Raw genomic sequence first — 22,151 nt, 5'->3', positions numbered from 1 at the left:
TCTCCCTAATTCTTATACATGTGTTTATTTTTTATATCTTTCTTATTGTAGAACTCTTTTTTTCCAATGTCATCCAAAATTCTGTTCATACTTATTAAATTTCTATAAATTTTCATTTCTATAAATTTTCTTCACGGATACGCTCAATGATATTACAGATGAGTTCTACGCGGTTAAACGGTGTCATAAAATAATAACCGTCAACAATCGAAGACATCTTTCTGGCAATCTCCACGGATACACGGATGGCAACTTCTTCATATTCCGAACGGCTCATGCCCTCCTCATAATATGCCAGCGTTTCCGGTGGCACATGCATACCCGGCATCTCATTTGCGATAAACAAGGCATTTTTTCGGCTCACAAGTGGCATAATACCTCCGATGATCTTTGCACCGGTACGGTCTTTCAAGTCCTTGATACGTTCCACATCCGCGTCTGCATAAATCGGCTGTGTCAAAAAGAAACTACATCCCTGTTCCATTTTCAGTTTCATTCTTCTTGCTATGGCATCCACACCTACGCCCTGATAATTTAGGGCACCGCCATAAACGATACGATCCTGATAAAACTGGTCTTCATTCATTTCCTGCAAAAGTCCCATAAACTTGATAGAATTGTAATCAAATACCTGTGTGATCGTGTTTCTGTCATTCTGTGCAATCGGATCTCCCGTAACGACCAGAAAATGCCTTAAATCATTGACGTAATCACCGAGCATCGTACCGCGCAGAGAGATCACATTCCGATCACGGCAGGACAAGTGCGGCATGACATAAATGCCGGTCTCCCTCTGAATCTTACTGCCCAGCAAGGACGCATCCATACGGCTGCGTGCCATCGGAGAATCGGAAAGTGTCAGTAGATCAACACGATGTTCCTTTAACAATTGCGCTCCCGATACCAGTTTTTCAACCTTGATATCCGATGGCGGATCCAGTTCTACCACAAAGGGCTTCTCCCCACTTTGTAACTTTTTCCAAAATACAGACTCCGTTCTCGAGACAGCAGGTGTCTCCGGCGAGCCTGTCTTTTTTTCTATTTTCTTCTTGCCTTTCAACTGTTCTGCAATCTCTTTCAGATAATCCGGTGTCGTTCCACAACAGCCACCAACAAGATCAATCCCTAAGTCTGCGATCTGCAATACCATCTTCTGAAAATAAGATTCATTCTTTCCGTAAATGGTCTTGCCGCGCAACTGATATGGATAACCGGCATTTGGCAAGGCGATGACAGGTTTTTCTGATGGAAAGGTTACATTTTTCAAAAGTTGGTACATATGGGCGGCTTCCATGCCACAGTTTAATCCATAGGCATTCACTTCATCCATTTCACTCATCAGTCGCACCATGCGATCAAATTGCAAGCCACCCTTACTATAGGCCGTTTTATCCATAGAAAAGGAAACCATCACATAAGCCTGCGGTGCTTTTTCCTTGATATAAGCAAGCAATCTCTTCAGATAGTAAACATCCACCTGCGTTTCCAGCCAGAAAATATCCATACCGGCCGATACAAACGTATCCACGATATGATGATATTCTGCCAGAACATTGCTATCATCTTTCTGCTCCATATCATAGATCGTACCGATGTCTGCTGCCACATAAACAGGATAGGTCTCTTTTGTCAGTCCTGTTTTTTCATAGTATGCTTCCACTGCACTTTTTGCGATCTGGCAGGCGATCATAATATTGTTTTCCATCTCCTCGATAGAATCAAAGAAGTTTAAATTGGTAGCAAATGTATTGGTGCGGAGCAGTCTCGCTCCACCATCTAAATATTCTCCGTGAATCTGGGCAATTCGTTCCGGATGCTCGAAATTTTCACGTTCTACCAATGTTTCATTATGAAATTTCGCAGCATAGTAGGTTCCCATTGCACCATCACAGAGAAGTGTATGTTCCTTTAAGAATTCTCCTATTTTCATCTTTTTTCCTCGTATCTAAAGATTTCTGTCACTTAAAAAGCGAAACCACTTTCCATAGTAACCAAAAGAAAGCAGTTTCGCAATATGAAACTCACACTTATTCCAGTGCGTTTTATTTAGATGTTCTTTACTTTTGCAATATCCACTAAGGTAAATTCATCTGTGGCAGATTCCAAACTGGTTGCCAGTGCATTTGCCGTATCCATTGCTGTAATACAGTGTACGCCTGTCTCGATCGCATTTCGACGGATCAGGAAGCCATCACGGGTCTTATCGCCGTGTCCCTGGGTCGGTGTGTCAATGACAAGGTCGATCTTGTGACCCAAAATCAGATCCATGACATTCGGTGATTCTTGAGTAATCTTGTTGACCCAGAGTGCATCTACGCCATGCTCCTGCAAATACTTGGCGGTACTTCTGGTCGCATAGATCTTGTAGCCCAAGGCCGCAAAACGCTTTGCCACGCCAACGGCTTCCGGCTTATCCGCATCCTTTACGGTCATGATCATCTGCTTGTACTTCGGCAGTACGATACCTGCACCGAGGAATGCCTTATAAAGTGCCTCATCAAAGGTCTTTGCAATACCCAGACACTCACCGGTAGACTTCATTTCCGGTCCCAGGGAAATCTCTGCTCCACGCAGTTTTTCAAAAGAGAATACCGGCATCTTAACTGCCACATACTCTGCTTCCGGCTGCAATCCCGGTGTGTAGCCCATACCCTTTAAGGTGTTTCCGATGATGACCTTGGTTGCCAGATCCACGATCGGAATACCGGTAACCTTGCTGATATACGGCACGGTACGAGAAGATCTCGGATTGACCTCGATCACATATACTTCCTCATTCATAACGATAAACTGGATGTTGATCAGACCTACGACATGCAGTGCCTGTGCCAGTTTCTCAGTATAATCGGTAATCTTTTTCTTGATGGCATCACTGATCGTATGTGCCGGATATACAGAGATACTATCTCCGGAATGGACACCGGTACGCTCGATATGTTCCATGATACCAGGGATCAAAATATCTGTACCGTCGCATACAGCATCGACTTCGATCTCCTTACCCTGTAAATACTTATCCACTAAGATCGGATGATCCTGTGCGATACGGTTGATGATCTCCATGAACTCATCCACTTCGTCATCATTGAAAGCGATCTGCATGCCCTGTCCGCCCAGTACATAGGAAGGACGTACCAGAACCGGATAACCGATCTCATTGGCAACTTTCTTTGCCTCTTCTGCGGTAAATACCGTTCCGCCGGATGCTCTCGGGATACCTGTCTTTTCCAGAATCTCATCAAAGAGTTCTCTGTCCTCTGCGGCATCAACATCCTCTGCCTTGGTTCCTAAGATAGTAACTCCCATCTTCATCAGGGCTTCGGTCAACTTGATGGCTGTCTGACCACCGAACTGGACAACAGCTCCATCCGGCTTTTCAAAACGGACGATGTTTTCTACATCTTCCTCCGTCAGCGGCTCAAAATAAAGTTTGTCCGCAATATCAAAGTCTGTAGAAACCGTCTCCGGGTTGTTGTTTACAATAATGGTCTCATAACCTTCCTTGGCAAATGCCCAGGTAGAATGTACAGAGCAATAGTCGAACTCGATACCCTGTCCAATACGGATCGGCCCGGATCCAAGTACGAGTACCTTTTTCTTCAGATTGGTCTCTACCGCCTCATTCTGGCTGCCAAATACAGAGTAATAATATGGGGTGCTTGCTTCAAACTCTGCCGCACAGGTATCAACCATCTTAAATGCAGCAACAATATCATTGTCATAGCGCATCTGGCGGATCTCTTCTTTGGTCTTGCCGGTAAGATCTGCAATGACATTATCCGGGAACTCGATACGCTTTGCTTCTTTTAAGAGTTCCGGTGTCAGTTCCTCGCTCTTTAACTTTTCTTCCATCTCGATCAGGATAGCGATTTTGTCGATGAACCAGATATCGATCTTGGTAATCTCATGGATGTGGTCGTAGGAAACGCCTCTGCGCAGTGCCTCTGCGATCACATAAATTCTTCTATCGTCTACGACGTGTAACTGGTCTTCCAGTTCTTCGTCACTAAGTCCCGTAAAGTCATAACTCATAAGAGAGTCTACATGCTGCTCTAAGGAACGGATTGCCTTCATCAAGGCCCCCTCAAAGTTGTTGCAGATACTCATGACCTCACCGGTCGCCTTCATCTGTGTCGTTAAGGTACGTTTTGCCGTGATGAACTTATCAAACGGCAGACGTGGGATCTTGACAACGCAATAGTCAAGCATTGGCTCAAAGGATGCATAGGTCTTGCCGGTAATGGCATTGGTGATTTCATCCAATGTATAGCCTAAAGCAATCTTTGCAGCCACCTTAGCGATCGGATAACCGGTTGCCTTGGAAGCCAGTGCAGAAGAACGGCTGACACGAGGATTTACCTCGATAACGCAATATTCAAAACTATCCGGGTTGAGGGCGTACTGCACGTTACAACCACCGGTAATGCCAAGTTCTGAGATAATATTTAAAGCAGAACTACGGAGCATCTGGTATTCCTTATCACCCAAAGTCTGTGACGGTGCCACAACGATAGAGTCGCCGGTATGCACACCGACCGGATCGATATTTTCCATGTTACATACGGTAATGCAGTTGCCTGCTGCATCACGCATCACTTCGTACTCGATCTCTTTCCAGCCTGCGATGCAACGCTCAACCAAAACTTCATTGACACGGCTCAAGCGCAGACCATTGGATAAGATGTCTACGAGTTCTGTCTCGTTGTGGGCGATACCACCGCCGCTGCCGCCAAGGGTAAATGCCGGACGGAGTACGACCGGATAACCGATGGTATTGGTAAACTTGATACCGTCTTCTACGTTCTTAACGACCAAAGATGCCGCACAAGGCTCACCAATCTTTTCCATGGTGTCCTTGAATGCCTGACGATCTTCTGCCTTAAAGATGGTCTCTGCCGTTGTACCGATGAGTTTTACGCCATGCTCTTCCAAAAAGCCTGACTCTGCCAGTTCCATACCAAGGTTGAGTCCTGCCTGTCCACCCAAGGTTGGAAGCACGCTGTCCGGCTTTTCCTTTAAGATGATCTGCTCTAAGACTTTGGCTGTCAGAGGCTCGATATAGACCTCATCTGCGATCTCTTTGTCTGTCATGATGGTCGCCGGATTGGAATTGACCAGAACAACCTCGATGCCTTCCTCTTTTAAGGAACGACATGCCTGTGTGCCTGCATAGTCAAACTCTGCTGCCTGTCCGATGACGATTGGACCGGAACCGATCACAAGTACCTTTTTGATGTCTTTATTCTTTGGCATTACTGGTCACCTCCCATCATTTCAATAAAACGGTCAAACAAATATCCACTATCCTGTGGGCCAGGGCAAGCTTCAGGATGGAACTGTACCGTAAAGATATTCTTTCCTGTATATTTTAATCCCTCATTTGTGCCATCATTGACATTGACAAATGCCGGTGTCGCAATGGACGGATCCAACTTGTCGACATCAACCACATAACCATGGTTCTGTGAGGAGATATAGACACGTCCGGTGGAAAGATCCTTGACCGGATGGTTGCCGCCACGGTGTCCGTATTTCATCTTGTGGGTATCCGCGCCGGTCGCAAGTGCCATGAGCTGATGTCCCAGACAGATGGCAAAGATCGGTACGTCCGAGTCATATAACTTCTTGATCTCCTTGATGACCTCTGTACATTCCTTTGGATCCCCAGGTCCGTTGCTGAGCATGATGCCGTCCGGATTGCCTGCCAAGATGGTCTCTGCCGGTGTATCTGCCGGATAGATGGTCACTTCGCATCCTCTATCATTTAAGGACTTGGCAATATTTCTCTTGGCTCCCAGATCTAAAAGTGCCACCCGCTTGCCGTCACCCGGCAAAACCTTTGGTGCAGCACATGTGACCTTGGATACCACATCACCTGTGGTATATGCCGCAAGTCTTGGTAAAATCTCATCCAGATCGTAATCCTCGTTGGTCGTGATCATGCCATTCATGGTTCCCTTGTCACGCAAGATCTTGGTAAGTGCTCTCGTATCAATACCACAGATTCCCGGGATGTCATGTTCTTTCAGGAAATCCTGAATGGTCCCCTCACAACGGAAGTTGCTTGGGATACGGCTGAGTTCGCGGACGATATATCCGTCCACCCACGGTCTTTCTGACTCCATGTCCGGTGTAATGCCATAATTGCCGATCAAAGGATATGTCATAACGACTGCCTGTCCGGCATAGGAAGGATCTGTCAAAACTTCCAGATATCCAGTCATGGATGTATTAAATACGATTTCACTGATGACTTCGCGTGTCGATCCGATGCTCTCACCGGCGAACACAGTGCCATCTTCCAGAATAAGAAATGCTCTCATCTTTTGCCCTGTCCTTTCGAAATTCTACATGTTAAATTTTAAAAATGCCTAAACTTATAGTATGTTATCACATGATTTTCTATATTGCAAGAGCCTTCTATCAAAAAGATAAAAGGCTCTCTCATTTTTCTATTATTTAAAATATGCGACACCGGATTCAAAGATCTTCATATCCTGCTCGCCATAGATATTGATGGCAACGGATTCTCCGCGTCTTTCAGAATGTGCCATCTTACCAAGCACACGTCCATCCGGGCTGGTGATGCCTTCGATCGCCATATAAGAACCGTTGACATTCCACTCCTCATCCATGGTCGGATTGCCTGCCTCGTCCACATACTGAGTTGCGACCTGACCGTTTGCAAACAATTTGTCCAACCATTCCTTGCTTGCAACGAAACGTCCCTCTCCGTGGGATGCCGGATTGCAATAAGTCTGTCCCAGCGTAGCCTGTGCCAGCCATGGTGACTTGTCAGATACCACCTTGGTGTAGACCATCTTGGAAATGTGGCGTCCGATCGTATTGTAAGTCAGGGTCGGTGCATCTGCCTGCTGGGTATGAATCTGACCATATGGCACAAGTCCCAATTTGATGAGTGCCTGGAAACCATTACAGATACCAAGGGCAAGTCCGTCACGGTTGTTCAAAAGATCCATAACGGCTTCTTTCATCTTTTCGTTACGGAAAGCAGTTGCAAAGAACTTAGCACTTCCCTCCGGCTCATCACCTGCGGAAAATCCGCCCGGGAACATGATCATCTGTGCCTGATCGATCGCCTTTGCAAATACCTCGACCGAATCACGGATGTCCTCGGCTGACTGGTTCTTGAATACCTTGACGATCGGTTCTGCACCGGCACGCTCAAATGCCTTTGCACTGTCATATTCACAGTTGGTACCCGGGAATACCGGAATAAATACCTTAGGCTTTGCCACTTTATTCTTACATACATAGATCTCTTTTGCCTGATACAATCCGGTATCAACAGGATCTTTGTCCTCTGTGGCTCTGGTCGGGAATACCTTTTCCAGTGGTGTCACCCAGTCTTTTAAAGCCTCTTCTATAGAAAGGCTCATGTCTTTATATATAAAGTTCCGGCTATCATTTACAGATCCGATCACGCTTACGTCATGACCAAGTCCTGCCGCCTCCATGGCATCAAGGATGACCGTGGTATCCGCGCCGTTTACTTCGGCTACGATAGAGCCCATGCAGTTTGCAAAAAGTTCTTCTGCTGCTACGCTATCTGCGATCGTCACACCCAGTTTATTACCAAATGCCATCTTAGAAAGTGCTGCTGCCAGACCACTTGCATCCGGTGCATAAGCAGATACGATGGCTCCCTTTTGGATCAAGCTGTGGATGACATCATATAACTTCATGACCTGATCATAATCCGGCAGATCATAAGCATCACGTTTTGCACGGAAGAATACCAAAGCATGGCCTGTCTTCTTTAATTCCGGTGTGATGATGTCGCCCTCTTTTGCAATATCAACCGCAAAAGAAACCAGTGTAGGCGGTACATCGATCTCATTGAAGGATCCTGACATGGAATCCTTTCCACCGATGGACGGCAGTCCGAATTTCATCTGTGCCTGATAAGCACCAAGCAAGGCTGCGAATGGCTGGCTCCATCTCTTTGGATCTTCAGACATTCTACGGAAGTACTCCTGGAAAGTAAAGCGGATCTTGCTGTAATCACCACCTGCAGCTACGATACGGGCAACAGATTCGAGTACGGCAAAGGATGATCCGTGATATGGGCTCCAGGAAGACAGATATGGATCAAAGCCGTATGCCATCATGGTAACGGTATCGCACTTGCCTTCGGCTACCGGAAGTTTGGCAACCATAGACTGGGTCTCGGTCAACTGGTAGCGTCCGCCATATGGCATATAGACACTGCCTGCCCCGATGGAACCATCGAACATTTCCACTAAGCCCTTTTGTGAGCATACATTCAGGTCAGATAAAGTAGTCTCCCAGGCTTTTTTCACATCGCCTACAGCCAGAGCATCTGCAACGCCCTCAACTGCATAGGTATGGAAATAATTGTCCTCTTTTACCGGCATTTCCACTGCGACATCTGTCTCCTGATGTGCGCCGTTGGTATCTAAGAAAGATCTCTTTAAGTTGACGATTTCCTTGCCTCTCCACTCCAAGATCAGACGCGGTTCTTCGGTAACGATGGCAACTTCGACTGCCTCTAAGTTTTCTTCCTTGGCATATGCTAAGAACTGGTCAACATTTTCCGGTGCAACAACCACTGCCATACGTTCCTGAGACTCAGAAATGGCAAGTTCTGTTCCATCCAGACCAGCGTATTTCTTTGGCACCTTGTCCAACTGTACGCGCAATCCGTCTGCCAACTCACCGATGGCTACGGACACACCGCCTGCACCAAAGTCATTACATTTTTTGATGATATAACTTACTTCTTCACGACGGAAAAGTCTCTGGATCTTACGCTCTGTCGGTGCATTTCCCTTTTGTACTTCGGCACCACAGACTGCGGTAGACTGGGTGTTGTGTGCCTTGGAAGATCCTGTCGCACCACCGATTCCGTCACGTCCGGTTCTTCCGCCAAGCAAGATGATGCGGTCGCCCGGATCAGAATTTAATCTCTGCACGGCACGTCTTGGAGCAGCCCCCATAACGGCACCGATCTCCATACGTTTTGCCACATAATTCGGATGATATACTTCTTTGACATATCCGGTTGCCAGACCGATCTGGTTACCGTAAGAAGAATAGCCATGGGCTGCCTCACGCACCAGTTTCTTCTGTGGGAGTTTGCCTTCCATGGTATCCTTGACGGATACGGTCGGATCTGCAGCACCGGTCACACGCATAGCCTGATATACATAAGTACGTCCGGAAAGCGGATCACGGATAGCACCACCCAGACAGGTAGCCGCACCACCAAATGGCTCAATCTCGGTCGGATGGTTGTGGGTCTCATTTTTGAAATTGACAAGCCATTCTTCTGTCTTGCCGTCAACCTCTACCGGCACAACGATAGAGCATGCATTGATCTCGTCAGATTCTTCCTGATCGTCCAACTTGCCGTCCTTTTTTAACTTTTTCATGGCAAGCAGAGCCAGATCCATGAGGCAGACAAACTTATCATCACGGTCCTTGTAAAGGATCTTGAAATTATCCAAATAATCATTGTAAGAATCTTCGATTGGGGCACGATAATAACCGTCCTCAAAGGTAACATTCTTTAACTCGGTAGAGAATGTCGTATGACGGCAATGGTCTGACCAGTAGGTATCCAACACGCGGATCTCTGTCATGGAAGGATCGCGCTTTTCATCCTGAGCGAAATACTTCTGGATATGTAAGAAATCCTTGAAGGTCATGGCAAGTCCAAGAGAATCATAGAGATCTTTTAATTCCTTTTCCGGCATGCTGCTAAAGCCATCAAAGATGGCAACATCTGCCGGATCTTCAAAATGATCGGTCAGAGTCTCAGGCTTATCCATACCGGTCTCTCTGGAGTCTACCGGATTGATGCAGTGCTTCTTGATGGCTTCAAACTGCTCGTCTGTGATCTGGCCTTCAATGACATAGGTGGTTGCGGAACGGATGATGACATCTTCATCTTCCTTTAACAACTTGACGCACTGCTCTGCGGAATCCGCTCTCTGATCGAACTGTCCCGGCAAAAATTCCACGCTGAACGTCCTGCCTTCATAAGCAAATTCTTCTTCGTAATAATCATCGACCGGAAGTTCACAAAAAACGGTCTTTAATGCCTTCTTGTAAGTGTCCTCCGAAATATTTTCAATATCGTAACGGATCAGGACGCGGACGCCTGTTACCGTAGTAATGCCAAGATAACTCTTGATCTCACTGTAAAGTGACTTTGCTGCCACTGCATACTGGGGTTTCTTCTCTGCATAAACTCTTCTTACGTTTCCCATGCTATACCTCCATCTTTCACTCACTTGGACATAGGATATGCCCTATCACATTTACCCATAGTATAGCACATCGCGCTGACCTGCACATAATTATTATCCCTAATCAGATATATTAGTAAATCTTATCTATATCCTTGACTGCTATTATTTGTGCTTATATAATATGAATGATAACATTGCGTTACAAAAAAAGAAAGGAAACCTTATGGATATCAATTACGAACTATACAAAGTATTTTACCATGTTGCATCTTCCCTCAGTTTCTCCGAGGCGAGCAAGCAGCTTTTCATTTCCCAGTCCGCCGTATCGCAGTCGATCAAGACTTTGGAGAAAAAGATCGGTCAGCCCCTCTTTATCCGCAGCACCAAAAAAGTCCAACTGACCCCTGCCGGTGAACTGCTCTTACAGCACATCGAACCAGCCATGAACCTTATACGCCGCGGCGAAGAACAGATCCAGAATGTCAACGACACCAGATTGGGACAACTCCACATCAGCGCCAGCGATACCATCTGCCGCTATTTTCTGGTGCCTTATATCCAAAAGTTCCACGAACTCTACCCGGATGTACCCATCCGCATCACCAATGCGACAAGCAAGTCCTGCGTCGACCTCTTGGAGCAGGGAAAGGTTGACATCATCATCACCAACCATCCCAACTCCCGCATGAATACTTCTTATATCACCCAGACCCTGACAACCTTTCAGGATGTGTTCATCGCCAATCCCACACATTTTCCGCAGGTCACCAAGGAAATGACTTTCAAGGAGATCTCCGGTCTGCCTATCCTGATGCTGGATAAAAATTCTACGACCAGTGAATATCTCCACCAGATCTTTTTGGAACATCGTCTGGATCTGGTACCGGCTTTTCAGTTGTATTCCAATGATCTTTTGATCGACCTGGCGCGCATCGGTCTTGGCATTGCCTTTATCCCGGACTACTGCATCAAACATTCCTCAAGGGATCTGACCGTTGTTTCTACAAAAGAAAAACTTCCACCAAGAAGCCTGGTCGCAGCGACACATCCGTCCCTGCCTCTCGGCGCCTCAGCAGAAGCCTTTTTATCTCTTTTGCCAAAAATCATCCACTAGATCTCCAACCGTATGACGATCGCAGATCTTTCCGTCATTCCATTCCCGCGGAAAGGTCTGCCTGTATTCACTTTTTGTAAAACGCTCATCTAAGAGGGCGATCACGCCCTCGTCACTTTTTGTCCGAATGACGCGGCCTGCCGCCTGAATCACCTTATTCATGCCCGGATAAAGGTAGGCAAAGGAAAATCCGTCTCTCCCGGTCGCCTCAAAATACTGTTTCATGACTTCCCGCTCATTCCCGATCTGGGGCAGCCCCACACCGACAATGATAGCACCGATCAATTTTTCCTCCGTCAGGTCGATCCCCTCCGAAAAGACACCTCCCATCACGCAAAAAGCAACGAAAGAACGCTCTCTTACTTCTTCAAATTCTTTCAGAAAATCTTCCCGCTCCTGCTCACTCATGCCCGAGCGCTGGCAGATCACGTCACAGGAGCCCAGACTTTTTGCCATAAACTTCTGGCTGATCTCCTCCAACATCTTATAGGAAGGACAAAAAACCATGTAATTGCCCTTTTTCTTTTCCACAATGGCTTCGATATAGTCCGCAAAAGCCAGATATTCCGCAAAAGTTCTCCTGGTATAGCGGCTGCTGACATCCCTGCCGATCAAAAGTGCCCGCTTTTCCTGTTCAAAAACAGAGTCCGCATAAATGGCATAGACATCATCATCACAGCACAACAGTTCCTTATAATAGCGGATGGGAAGCAGGGTCGCCGAGAAAAAGACACAGGCGCGCGACCGATCCAGCCGCTTTTGCAGCATATAGGAAGGATCCACACAAAAAAGATGCAGGCAGAACTGTCCTTTCTCATCATAATCACAGTAAATACGATAGTGCTCGTCAAAATCATCGGACAGGTTGACAAAATTGCGCACCTTAAAATAAAAGTCTAAGACCTCGTCACGGTCTACGATATTTCCTTCTTTTTGCAGCAACTCATCCATCGCCGCTGCCGCCAGGAAAAGGGCAAACAAAAAGGAATCCATCTCCTCTAAGACAAGCAGTTTCTCACACTGCCGCTTTAAGACAAGCATTTCCTTGTTGCAGCGCTCCAAGGTATTTTCCAGTTTTTTACCATAGATCTTTAACTTCTTTTTCATGGCAAGAAAGTCTTCTTTGACCAGAGTCTCCGAATACATGTCTCTGGCACGCTCGACCAGATTGTGTGCCTCATCCACCAGAAAAAGATAGTCGCCCCGGATGCCCTCCGCAAAAAAGCGTTTGAGACAGACATTTGGATCAAAGACATAGTTGTAGTCACAGATGATATGATCGACCCAGGATGCGATATCCAGACTGTACTCAAAAGGACAGACCCGTCTATCTTTTGCCCAGCGCAAAATGCAATCCCGATCCATCATATTTTCTTCCTGCAAAATGTCATAGACGGCATCGTTGACACGGTCAAAATGCCCTTTTGCGTAAGGACAGTCGTCCGGGTTGCAGGATCTCTCCTCCAAAAGACACATCTTATCCTTGGCTGTGATCACGACCGTCTTTCCCTCATAGCCCTGTTCTTCCATCAGAAGAAAGGTATCGTGTGCCACGACACCGGTCGCATTTTTGGCAGTCAGATAAAAGATCTTGTCTCCCATATTCTGCCCCATCGCCTGTATGGCAGGAAAGATGGTAGCCAGAGTCTTGCCCGTCCCTGTCGGTGCCTGTAAAAACAAGGTCTTTTCGCGCATGATACTGCGGTAGACATCCGTTACCAGTTTCTTTTGCCCCTGCCGGTAGGCATAGGGGAATTCCAAACCCCGGATGGACTGCTGACGAATCATCTTGTGGTGAAATAAAAAATCCGACCATTTTTTATAAGAAGCAACGAGTTCCAAAAACCAAGCCTCGATCTCATCATAGGAATAATGCATCTGAAATCTGCGAATCTCCTCCGTATCCAAATTGCAATAGGTCATCTGCACGCCGATGGCAGGCAGGGCATGCTGGGTTGCAAAAATAAAGGCATAGCACTTTGCCTGTGCCAGATGCACGGCGTTCGGCTCTGCCATCTGCTCCACATCCAGATAGACACCCTTGATCTCGTCGATCATAACGGACGGCTTTGCCTCTTCCTGCCCTTCTTCAAGATCCATCCGGGGATCTTCTAGAAAACGGCTGGTCTCTTCTAACAAGCCTTCCTCATAAATAATGCCGTCGGCTCTGCCCTCAATGGCAAGATCATACTCCTCATAAGAGACTATGAACTTGAGCGGGATCTCTGCGTGATAATCGGCTCCCGCCCGCCTCTGGATCTTGCGGTGAATTCGGCTGCCTTCCTGCATAGCCTCCATGCGCATCTGCCCGCCATGCCGGTCGTCAATATCACCTGCATTCATCAGAAATTCGACGAGATTGCGGACAGAGATCACGATCTGCGGTTTTAATTCTTCCTCTTGTAAAAGCCTACTGATCTTCATATTTTTAGTATAACATAAAATGCCCCCGGCAGGTAAACCTGCCGAGGGCATCTTCCATACAATTTAGGCTACTGCAAATTTACGAACCGCCTGCACAAAGGTCGGATCATATTTACTGCAAAGTACCCGCATCTCTCGCTTCATCCCCATGCTCATAACACCAAGCAGGGATTTTGCGTCTAAATATATGGCGCCACTCTTTAAATCAATGGCTTCTGGACAAACGGATGCTGCCTGCACGAATTCCTGTACTTCTTTTTCGTCCTTAAGCATTACCTTCAGTTCCATTTTTTTCACTCCTTTTCACTTTAAAACCGCGAAACTACATTCAATGAAAGCGTTTCCAACGTTTCATTTGACCTATTTAAACACAGGTGTTTTCCTTTGTCAAATCAAAAATTCGTGAAAAATATTAAAATTTCGGGTAATATTTACAGTTTTCCTTTGCAGGGTATTTGTCCTTTTGAAGGACAAATGTCGCATTTTGTCGAACATTTAACACTTTGCACACATTTTACTTAATATTACACAAAGCGTCGATATTCTTCTCTATATTTCTGTTCATCTTGCACAAAATTATATTTTTTTCAAGATCATATCAAGAATTTTATACCTTTTTATCAAAAAAGTGCATCTTCCAAAGCAACAAAGACCTGCCCCATGGCTGCCTCGATAAAGAGATCCTTCTCCTGGTTCAACTGCACATGCAGTGGCTCTTTGTTTAAGACAATAAGATGGTTGCCCCGGAACTCATAGACATAGGATGCCGCCGGATAGACATTTAGGGACGTGCCTGCCACGATCAGGGTGTCGGCTTTTCGGATCGCATCAACTGCCCCTCTGACTGCATCTTCCGGCAGACCTTCTTCATACAGGGTGACCTGCGGACGGATCATGCCGCCGCATTTCGGACATCTGGGAATACCGGTCGTCTCAAAAATATAATTCTCGCCGACTCTCTCTCCGCAGGATGCACAATAATTTTTGTGGGTCGTCCCATGGATCTCATAGACACATTTTGATCCAGCCAACTGATGCAGCCCATCGATATTCTGTGTAACGATAGCATCCAGTTTTCCGATCTCTTCCAACTTCGCCAGCACCCTGTGAGTGACATTGGGTTCAAAGCCCCGGCTATCCATTTTTTGCCGGTAAAACTCAAAGAAAACCTCCGGTTCTCTCATCAGACAGGTATGGCTCAAGAGGTATTCCGGCTGATACTTGTCAAACTGCACATCATGCTGATTGTATAAGCCGTCCTTGCTGCGAAAATCCGGGATGCCGCTCTCAGTCGATACCCCCGCTCCGCCAAAAAAGACAATATGTTCTGACTCTTTGATCCATTCGATAAATTTCGCTATCAATGCTTCCATGGCACTTCTCCCGCTTTATTTTAAGAAACCGGAAATGATCTGTTCCTCTGCTTCTTCTTCTGTCAAGCCTAAAGTCATAAGTTTTATCAACTGCTCCCCGGCGATCTTGCCGATGGCTGCCTCGTGGATAAGACTTGCCTCTGTCGTTGCCGCAGACAACTGCGGGGTGGCGAGCACATATGCCTGATCCATCAAGATGGAATCACACTCGGTATGCCCTGCACAGCGGTTGTTGCCATTCAAGGTAGAGGTATAATGCTGCTTGCTATGGTCTCTGGCAACGGTACGGCTGACGATATTGCAAGCGCAGTCCTCTCCGTTAAGATCTGCCGTAAACTGTGCATCTGCATTCTGATCACCTGTCGTCATGATGCTGTCATGGATCTCCAGTTTTGCGCGATCACATAAGTCTGCCTCTGTGATACGCAGTGTATCATCAATACCGGAGATCTGGGATGTCTCCATGATCATCTCGGCATCTTCCTTTAAATGAACGATGGTCGTTGGATTCATCAGACGTTTGCCTGTCGTGCCCGGATCTCCCTCGCCGTAATGCTTTTCGATGTAGCGCACCTTAGCACCTTTTTCTACATAAAAGGTATGGATGCCATCGTGACCGCTATCCGCACTGCCGCAGTTGTGGATGCCGCAACCGGCTACGATGGTCACGTCTGCGCCCTCACCGACAAAGAAATCATTATATACCATATCCTTTAATCCCGCCTGTGAAACCACGACCGGGATATGCACGCTCTCATTCTTGGTGCCCGGTTTGATGATGATGTCAATGCCCGGCTTGTCCTCTTTGGTGACAATATCAATATTGGCTGTTGTATTTCTGGCAGAAGATGTGCCATTGGTACGGATATTGTAAGCGCCCACCGGAAGTGCGTCCAGACCGGCAACTTCTTTTAAAATATTCTGTTCAATCGTTCCCACGTCCTTAGTCCTCCTTCATCTTTTCTGTCAGTACACTACAGGTCGAACTCGGCATGCCCATGATCTTTGGCAGAACCTTGTCCTTTGTATCGTACATTTCAACTTTGCCGTCCTTTAAATAAAGAACCTTGTCCGCAATATCCAAGATCCTCTCCTGATGGCTGATAATAAGGATGTTTCCGTCGCTAACTGCCACCATCTTTTCAAAGACATGGATAAGTTTCTGGAAACTCCACAGATCGATTCCTGCCTCCGGCTCGTCAAACAAGGTCAGATCGGAATTTCTGGCAAATGCCATAGCAATCTCGATACGCTTTAACTCGCCGCCGGAAAGACTGCCATCCAGATCTCGGTTGATATAATCCTTGGCACAAAGCCCTACCTCAGACAAGAGATCACAAAGTTCGCTGACTGTCGCATCCTTTCCTGCCGCCAGTGACATGAGATCTTTGATCGTCAGCCCCTTAAAACGGACCGGCTGCTGGAAAGCATAAGAAATCCCACGATTGGCACGATCGGTAATAGACCAGTCGGTAATATCTTCTCCATTTAAAAGGATCCGCCCCTGGCTCGGCTTATTGATCCCGGCAATAACCTTGGCAAGTGTTGATTTTCCACTACCGTTTGGTCCTGTAATCACAACAAAATGATCCTCGATGGTCGCATTGATATGGTCTAAAATCAACTTGCCATCTTCGGTCTCATAACAAATATCCTGTAACTCTAACACCTTTATATCTCCTCTTCTCGCAGGGACGTTCCTTTTGCCACAAGGAGTGTCCCTATTGGCTATTTGCGCCAAATGGGACACTCCTTGTGGCAAAAGGAACGTCCCTGCGGCACACGAAGATATATTACCACATAAAGATAGGAAATACACCCTTTTTATGCCTTTTTTTACGCTCATGTCCTGTATTTTGTACATTTCCCGTATTCCTATATGCATTTAGGATGTACTCCCTATCGCCTACTAAAATAGTATGAAATTAAACTTATATCTGTATGCTGTATTCCATATTTCCATGCACATGATAAACCGTATCGCTTGCCCCAATGACCCGGATCGCCAATTTTTCGGTAGGACAGGTCTCCTCTTTTGTGACAAAGATCTCGATGCCATCCTCTGTCTTTTGCATGGAGAAGTCGATACCGCCTGCTTCATCTTCCAGGCGATACTTTCCATTACCTGCATATAAACACACTTCCAGAGATCTAAATTCCTGATCATTATTCCTGTAATCGGCAAGAAGCGGCACGATACCGCCCTCCTTTACAAAGACCGGTATGCGGTCCAGCGGCACAAAGAGTTCATAGGTATGATTGCCCTCAAAGACCTGACCGGTAAAGAAGTCTGTCCACTTGCCCCCCGGCAGCCAGACACTGACCGGTGCCAATCCCTCTTTATTTTGCCTGGTCACAACCGGAGCCACGATCATTTCCGTGCCAAAGTAATACTGGGTCTTTGCCTCATAGGCTTCCTTGCAGTCATGCAGATAATACATAGGCATGACAATAGGAAGTCCTTCCCGCGCCGTCCTGACATTTGCCGTATAAAGATATGGCAGGAGGCGGTGACGCAACTGCAGGAACTTGGTCACGATCTTTTCTGCCTCTGTCCCATAAAGCCATGGTTCCTTGCTCCATTTATCCCGGGTAGAGTGTAAACGGTTGATCGGAGAAAAGACGCCCAGTTGTACCCAGCGGGTATAGAGTTCCGGATTGCCCTTGCTTCCCATATGCCCGCCAATATCATGTGACCACCAACTGTAACCCGTATTTGATGCTGCAATGGTAAAGTACGGCTGGTAGGCAAGACTCTTCCAACGCACGATGGTATCGCCCGAAAAGCCCAGCGGATAACGGTGGGAGCCGCATCCGGCATAGCGTGAAAGGATAAGTGGCGTTCTGCCATCCCGCCCGGCATCTAAGGTATGATAATGGTTGAGCAGCCACAGAGGATCCAGCCCCTGACGATTGGACTTGCGCCCCTGCTGCCAGTCGATCCACCAGAAATCTACACCATCTTCTTCGTAAGGATGTAAGACCAGATCAAAATAGGAATCTACAAATGTCCGGTCGGTAAAGTCAAATTCTACCGGCTCCTTGCTTGCCGGATCAATGCCATTCGCCTTTGCCATGGCAGGATATTGCTTTTCAAAATAGCGGATGCCGTCATGGGGATGCAGGTTCATGGTAATAGCAAGCCCCCGCTCTTTTAAGTCGCGAAAGAACTGCTTGTAGTCCGGGAATAAGTCTGTATCAAAGGTATAGCCCGTCCAGCCCCTGCCCCAGAATTTGCTGTGGGTCGTCGCATCCTTTGGCACATTTTTTACCAGATGCCAGTCCATGTCGATGGTGGCAACGGTAAGCGGGATTCCCTTGTCTTTAAACTTATCCATCAGATCAATATATTCCTGCTGCCTATATGCATAGTAGCGTGACCACCAGTTTCCCAGTGCGTATTTGGGCAAAAGCGGTGTAAATCCTGTCAAACCGTAAAACTCGCGCAGACCGCCCAGATAATCCTTGCCAAATGCCAGAATATAGCGGTCGATATCGCCTGATCTTCTGGCAGATAAGGTGCCGTTTTCTTCCAGAAGATAGGATGCGGAATCATCGATCTCCGCTACCCCCTCCAGAGAAAAGATACTGTCCGATAATTTGACCGGTCCCTTATTTTCTCCAAATAAAATACGGTCGCCCAAGCCATTATCCAGGGTTCGGAATGTCCCACCCAGCGGATGTACCTGATGGCTGTCTACCCAGTAGTTCTCCAATTTCACGGACACAAGCAGGGTCTCCTTATCCACATGAAAGACCCGGTCTGCCGTCGTCACTTCGATATCCAGCATATTATCCTTTACCGAAAAAGACGGGCTGCCAAAATCACGATGCATGATCTTCTGCGTTGCCAGATCCGCAAAGGTATCTCCTTCCACACGCTCCAGACGCAAAATATGGTCTGTAATAATACTCAGACGGATCTGTCCGCTCACATAGGTCTTATTTTCTGCAATCGGTGCAGCCTCCACATAAAAACGATCCATAGAAAAAACCTCCCACACTCTAAGTTGTCATAATTATACCACAACTTGTGCGAGAGGTCGCAATTTTCAGATATTTTACATATTCTTTTTTGCCAAAGAAATTCTCCTCCGATCTCTGCGCCTTTTAGTCTGGGAATCCAGGAAAAAGGCAAAAACAGCGATCACTGTATAAGCCACAATACAGATCGGAATCAGATGCTTGGACTCATACTTCTGGGAAAGCCTTCCAAAGATCAATGCAGATGGAAATGCCACGATCTGGGTTACCAGAAGTGCTAAAAGAAGTCCGGTCGAATCCAGCCCCAGTGCTGTTCCATACGCTGTAGCCATATCGATAATGGTATATACGCCATCAATATAGCAGAAGAAATGCAGAATGACCCACATCATACAAAACCCAGGATTTTTCCAGTTTTGTCAGTTTCAGTTTACTCATTTTATACTCCTTTTACCTGCAAAATAATGTATCTGTCACAGGAGATAAAAGCTTCATGCCAGCGCACTCATCTCCCATAACAAATAACATTATAAAAGCACCCCTTAGGGTGCTTCTATCTGCGTTTTGTTAAAAGGTTGTAAACTGTCTGTAAAATCGCGGAAATTGCTGTACGCTCCATGTTGGGAAATCCCATAAGATCCTGCCAACGTATTGGGGTCTGTCAGCATAACAGAGGGTCGCTGCCAAGACCATGGATGAAATATATAAAAGATCGATCTCTAGGGATGGGTACAGGTCTGCGTAAGTATCATGATGCTCATGCAGGGCCTTGACATCAAAGGTAGGTAAGACCATCTTTTGAAATGGGATCTGTTCTAACAGGCATTTGTGCAAAGCACTTTCATACTGCACATGCTCGGCAAGACTGCCTGTAAAATAGCCATTGTGCACATGGGTAAAACTGTCTGCGATGTAATGGGTCAACTTGCCCAGACGGTAAAAATAGATCCCTCCACCCGGCGTCGACCGTTCCAGTTTTTTGATCAGATGATCCATGGTCTGACTGCTGTTCTCATAATTGTGTCCGAAAAACTTTTTATTACCTTTCCATCCATGCAGATAGGTGACCTTGTTGACATCCGGTGCAATTGCCCCATATATGTATGCATTTTTTTCCAGCATGGAAAAACCTCGCAGATACTGCCCTGCGATATGTTCTGCCAGATATTTGTGACTCAATGTTTTCATTTACGCTTTGCATCCCTTTCACACTGCGCCCAGTCCCGCGCTCATCTTTTCTCTTTTTACCTTACATATACCATTATCCACGTTCTCTGTAAAAAAGATACCACCTTTTGTGTAAAAGTCATGTTATTTCTGTGAACAGATGCTATTTAAAATAAGATAAAGCCTCATTTAAGAATCCTGCCTGCTCATTCATCTGTCCCGCCATTTCCGCCACACCATTCATCATGGCATTGAGTTCCTCAATATTGGCTGTCATTTCCTCGGTTGCGGCAGCATTGGAAGAACTTACATCCGTAAGTCCATTACTATTGTCCGTGATATTCTGATTCAAGCAAACCATCTGATCTACCAAGCCCTTGATTTCTTCCGCCTTGTCCGCTGTCCGACCAATCTGATCATCTAAACTAGCAAACTCCTGCAAGACGCTGCTGATCTCCTCTTTTTGCACAGCATTATCGGAAACAACTTCCTGAGATGCCCGCATACATGCCTGACACTCCTCTACTAATTCTGAAATAATCTCTTTGATATTATTTAATTCACCGCTTGTATTATCAGATAGCACACGAATCTCTTCTGCCACCACTGCAAATCCTCGACCGGCATCTCCTGCACGGGCAGCCTCAATGGATGCATTGAGTGACAAAAGATTGGTCTGTCCGGAAATATCTTCAATTACGCCGATGATATCACTGACTTTTTCCACAACCGCATTGACCTTTTCCACACGCTCTGCAATAACGCCAATGCCTTCTTCCATCTTTTCACTGCTACTTTGCATATGATGCATCTTTTGGTTCATGATAGCACTGCTCTCCAATACAGAATGTGTCTGGGTTTCGATATCCAGAACAGAAGCATCGATCGTCTGTGTCTCATCATGCATACTTCCCAGATCCACATTGATATCGGAAATAGAAGTCGCCATATTGGTAGAACCGATCGCAACATCCTCTACTGCCTTACTGATCTCTCCATTGGCAGCCAGAGTCTGTTCGCTGGTATCATTTAATTTGCTGCTGTGTTGTGCCATAGCATCGCTGGTAGCACGAATCTTTTCTACGATACCGCCCAGTGTACCCGTCATATCTTTTACACTGGTTGCCATCATGCCGATCTCATCATTGGTAATTTTAATACCGGAAAAATCGGCATTCATATTACCATTGGCAACCTCCTCAATAATACCGCTTAAGGTCACAAGTGGCTTTACCAGCCTTCTGCCAAAAATAAGTGCCGCAATGCTGGCCAGAATAATGAGTACGATCAAAATACCAATGGCTGTCCTTGTTGTGGTATTGATTCCGGTAAGTGCATCATCTTCATCCGCACTGACAACAACAATATTGTTATTACCAATAATGGAATATCCGGCATATTTTTCTACTCCATTAAAATCATAGGTCACAACCGCATCTTTTGGATGCTCTCCCTCTGCCAATTGCTGTACCAAACCTTTGACGACTGTATTCTCTACCGGATTGCCTACCTTATCCTCCGTCGGATGATATAACATGGTGCCATTTTCATCGACCACATAGACATAGGAACTCTCCATCCCTTTTACACCGACATCGTCTAAGATAGCGGCATAGCCATCATAATCCAAATCATCTTTGCCACTTTGTTCAATATCCGTTTCAATCAACTTCGCATAAGAATCTACCATATCCAGCATGCTATTTTGCACCGCCGATCTGATGTATTTTCTACTGCTGGACACCAGTACACTCAGACAGATAATGTTAGATAGAATAACCATGATCAGCACAAGTGCATCAATTTTTACCGCGATCGTTCCTCTCTTTTTTGCTTTACTTTCTTTCATCT

Annotated in this window: 13 protein-coding genes and 1 pseudogene; 1 reads left to right on the top strand and 13 read right to left on the bottom strand. The window is 46.2% G+C overall.

Annotated features, from left to right (window positions below; genetic code table 11):
- Nucleotides 1-118 precede the first annotated feature (118 nt).
- From H8R94_RS11105 to H8R94_RS11090, 4 genes are all read right to left on the bottom strand, one after another.
- Complete coding sequence (locus H8R94_RS11105) at nt 119-1,930, bottom strand: bifunctional homocysteine S-methyltransferase/methylenetetrahydrofolate reductase (RefSeq protein ID WP_186854670.1); 1,812 nt, start codon at nt 1,928-1,930, stop codon at nt 119-121.
- Between the two features lie 116 nt (nt 1,931-2,046).
- Nucleotides 2,047-5,253 carry a carbamoyl-phosphate synthase large subunit gene (gene carB / locus H8R94_RS11100; RefSeq protein ID WP_186854669.1) on the bottom strand — a complete coding sequence of 1,069 codons (3,207 nt, stop codon included), beginning with the start codon at nt 5,251-5,253 and terminating at the stop codon, nt 2,047-2,049.
- Entirely contained in the window at nt 5,253-6,323 is a 1,071-nt protein-coding gene (locus H8R94_RS11095; RefSeq protein ID WP_186854668.1) for a carbamoyl phosphate synthase small subunit, read from the bottom strand. The genes carB and H8R94_RS11095 overlap by 1 nt, the downstream gene beginning before the upstream one ends.
- A 132-nt stretch (nt 6,324-6,455) precedes the next feature.
- Nucleotides 6,456-10,256 carry a phosphoribosylformylglycinamidine synthase gene (locus tag H8R94_RS11090; RefSeq protein WP_186854667.1) on the bottom strand — a complete coding sequence of 1,267 codons (3,801 nt, stop codon included), beginning with the start codon at nt 10,254-10,256 and terminating at the stop codon, nt 6,456-6,458.
- A 205-nt stretch (nt 10,257-10,461) separates the two neighbouring features.
- Between H8R94_RS11090 and H8R94_RS11085 the strand changes: the two genes are divergently transcribed.
- A complete protein-coding gene (locus tag H8R94_RS11085) occupies nt 10,462-11,352 on the top strand; it encodes a LysR family transcriptional regulator (RefSeq protein WP_186854666.1) in 891 nt (296 codons plus the stop codon).
- Here H8R94_RS11085 and H8R94_RS11080 read toward each other — a convergent pair.
- The 9 genes and pseudogenes from H8R94_RS11080 to H8R94_RS11040 all read right to left on the bottom strand — a co-directional run bounded on the left by H8R94_RS11080 (nt 11,323) and on the right by H8R94_RS11040 (nt 22,149).
- Complete coding sequence (locus H8R94_RS11080) at nt 11,323-13,776, bottom strand: ATP-dependent DNA helicase (RefSeq protein ID WP_186854665.1); 2,454 nt, start codon at nt 13,774-13,776, stop codon at nt 11,323-11,325. The genes H8R94_RS11085 and H8R94_RS11080 overlap by 30 nt on opposite strands.
- A 63-nt stretch (nt 13,777-13,839) precedes the next feature.
- On the bottom strand, nt 13,840-14,064 hold the full coding sequence (locus H8R94_RS11075) for an HPr family phosphocarrier protein (RefSeq protein ID WP_118281927.1): 225 nt from the start codon (nt 14,062-14,064) through the stop codon (nt 13,840-13,842).
- Nucleotides 14,065-14,396: 332 nt separating this feature from the next.
- Complete coding sequence (locus H8R94_RS11070) at nt 14,397-15,149, bottom strand: NAD-dependent protein deacylase (RefSeq protein WP_118281928.1); 753 nt, start codon at nt 15,147-15,149, stop codon at nt 14,397-14,399.
- A 15-nt stretch (nt 15,150-15,164) separates the two neighbouring features.
- A complete protein-coding gene (locus H8R94_RS11065) occupies nt 15,165-16,088 on the bottom strand; it encodes a SufB/SufD family protein (RefSeq protein WP_118281929.1) in 924 nt (307 codons plus the stop codon).
- 4 nt (nt 16,089-16,092) lie between these two features.
- Entirely contained in the window at nt 16,093-16,818 is a 726-nt protein-coding gene (locus H8R94_RS11060) for an ABC transporter ATP-binding protein (RefSeq protein WP_330593056.1), read from the bottom strand.
- 262 nt (nt 16,819-17,080) lie between these two features.
- A complete protein-coding gene (locus H8R94_RS11055; protein ID WP_186854664.1) occupies nt 17,081-19,135 on the bottom strand; it encodes a glycoside hydrolase family 31 protein in 2,055 nt (684 codons plus the stop codon).
- Between the two features lie 129 nt (nt 19,136-19,264).
- Nucleotides 19,265-19,513, bottom strand: a pseudogene (locus tag H8R94_RS11050) (MFS transporter); the annotation flags it as partial.
- Nucleotides 19,514-19,700: 187 nt separating this feature from the next.
- On the bottom strand, nt 19,701-20,321 hold the full coding sequence (locus tag H8R94_RS11045; RefSeq protein WP_118281932.1) for a zinc dependent phospholipase C family protein: 621 nt from the start codon (nt 20,319-20,321) through the stop codon (nt 19,701-19,703).
- A gap of 142 nt (nt 20,322-20,463) precedes the next feature.
- The gene (locus H8R94_RS11040) at nt 20,464-22,149 is read right to left on the bottom strand and encodes a methyl-accepting chemotaxis protein (RefSeq protein ID WP_118281933.1); all 1,686 of its coding nucleotides are present in this window, start codon (nt 22,147-22,149) and stop codon (nt 20,464-20,466) included.
- Nucleotides 22,150-22,151 lie beyond the last annotated feature (2 nt).

The sequence above is a fragment of the Roseburia lenta genome (assembly GCF_014287435.1).
Taxonomy (GTDB): Bacteria; Bacillota; Clostridia; order Lachnospirales; family Lachnospiraceae; genus Pararoseburia; species Pararoseburia lenta.
The sequence above is the reverse complement of the archived record's forward strand: the minus strand, read 5'-3'. Positions and strand labels throughout refer to the sequence as shown.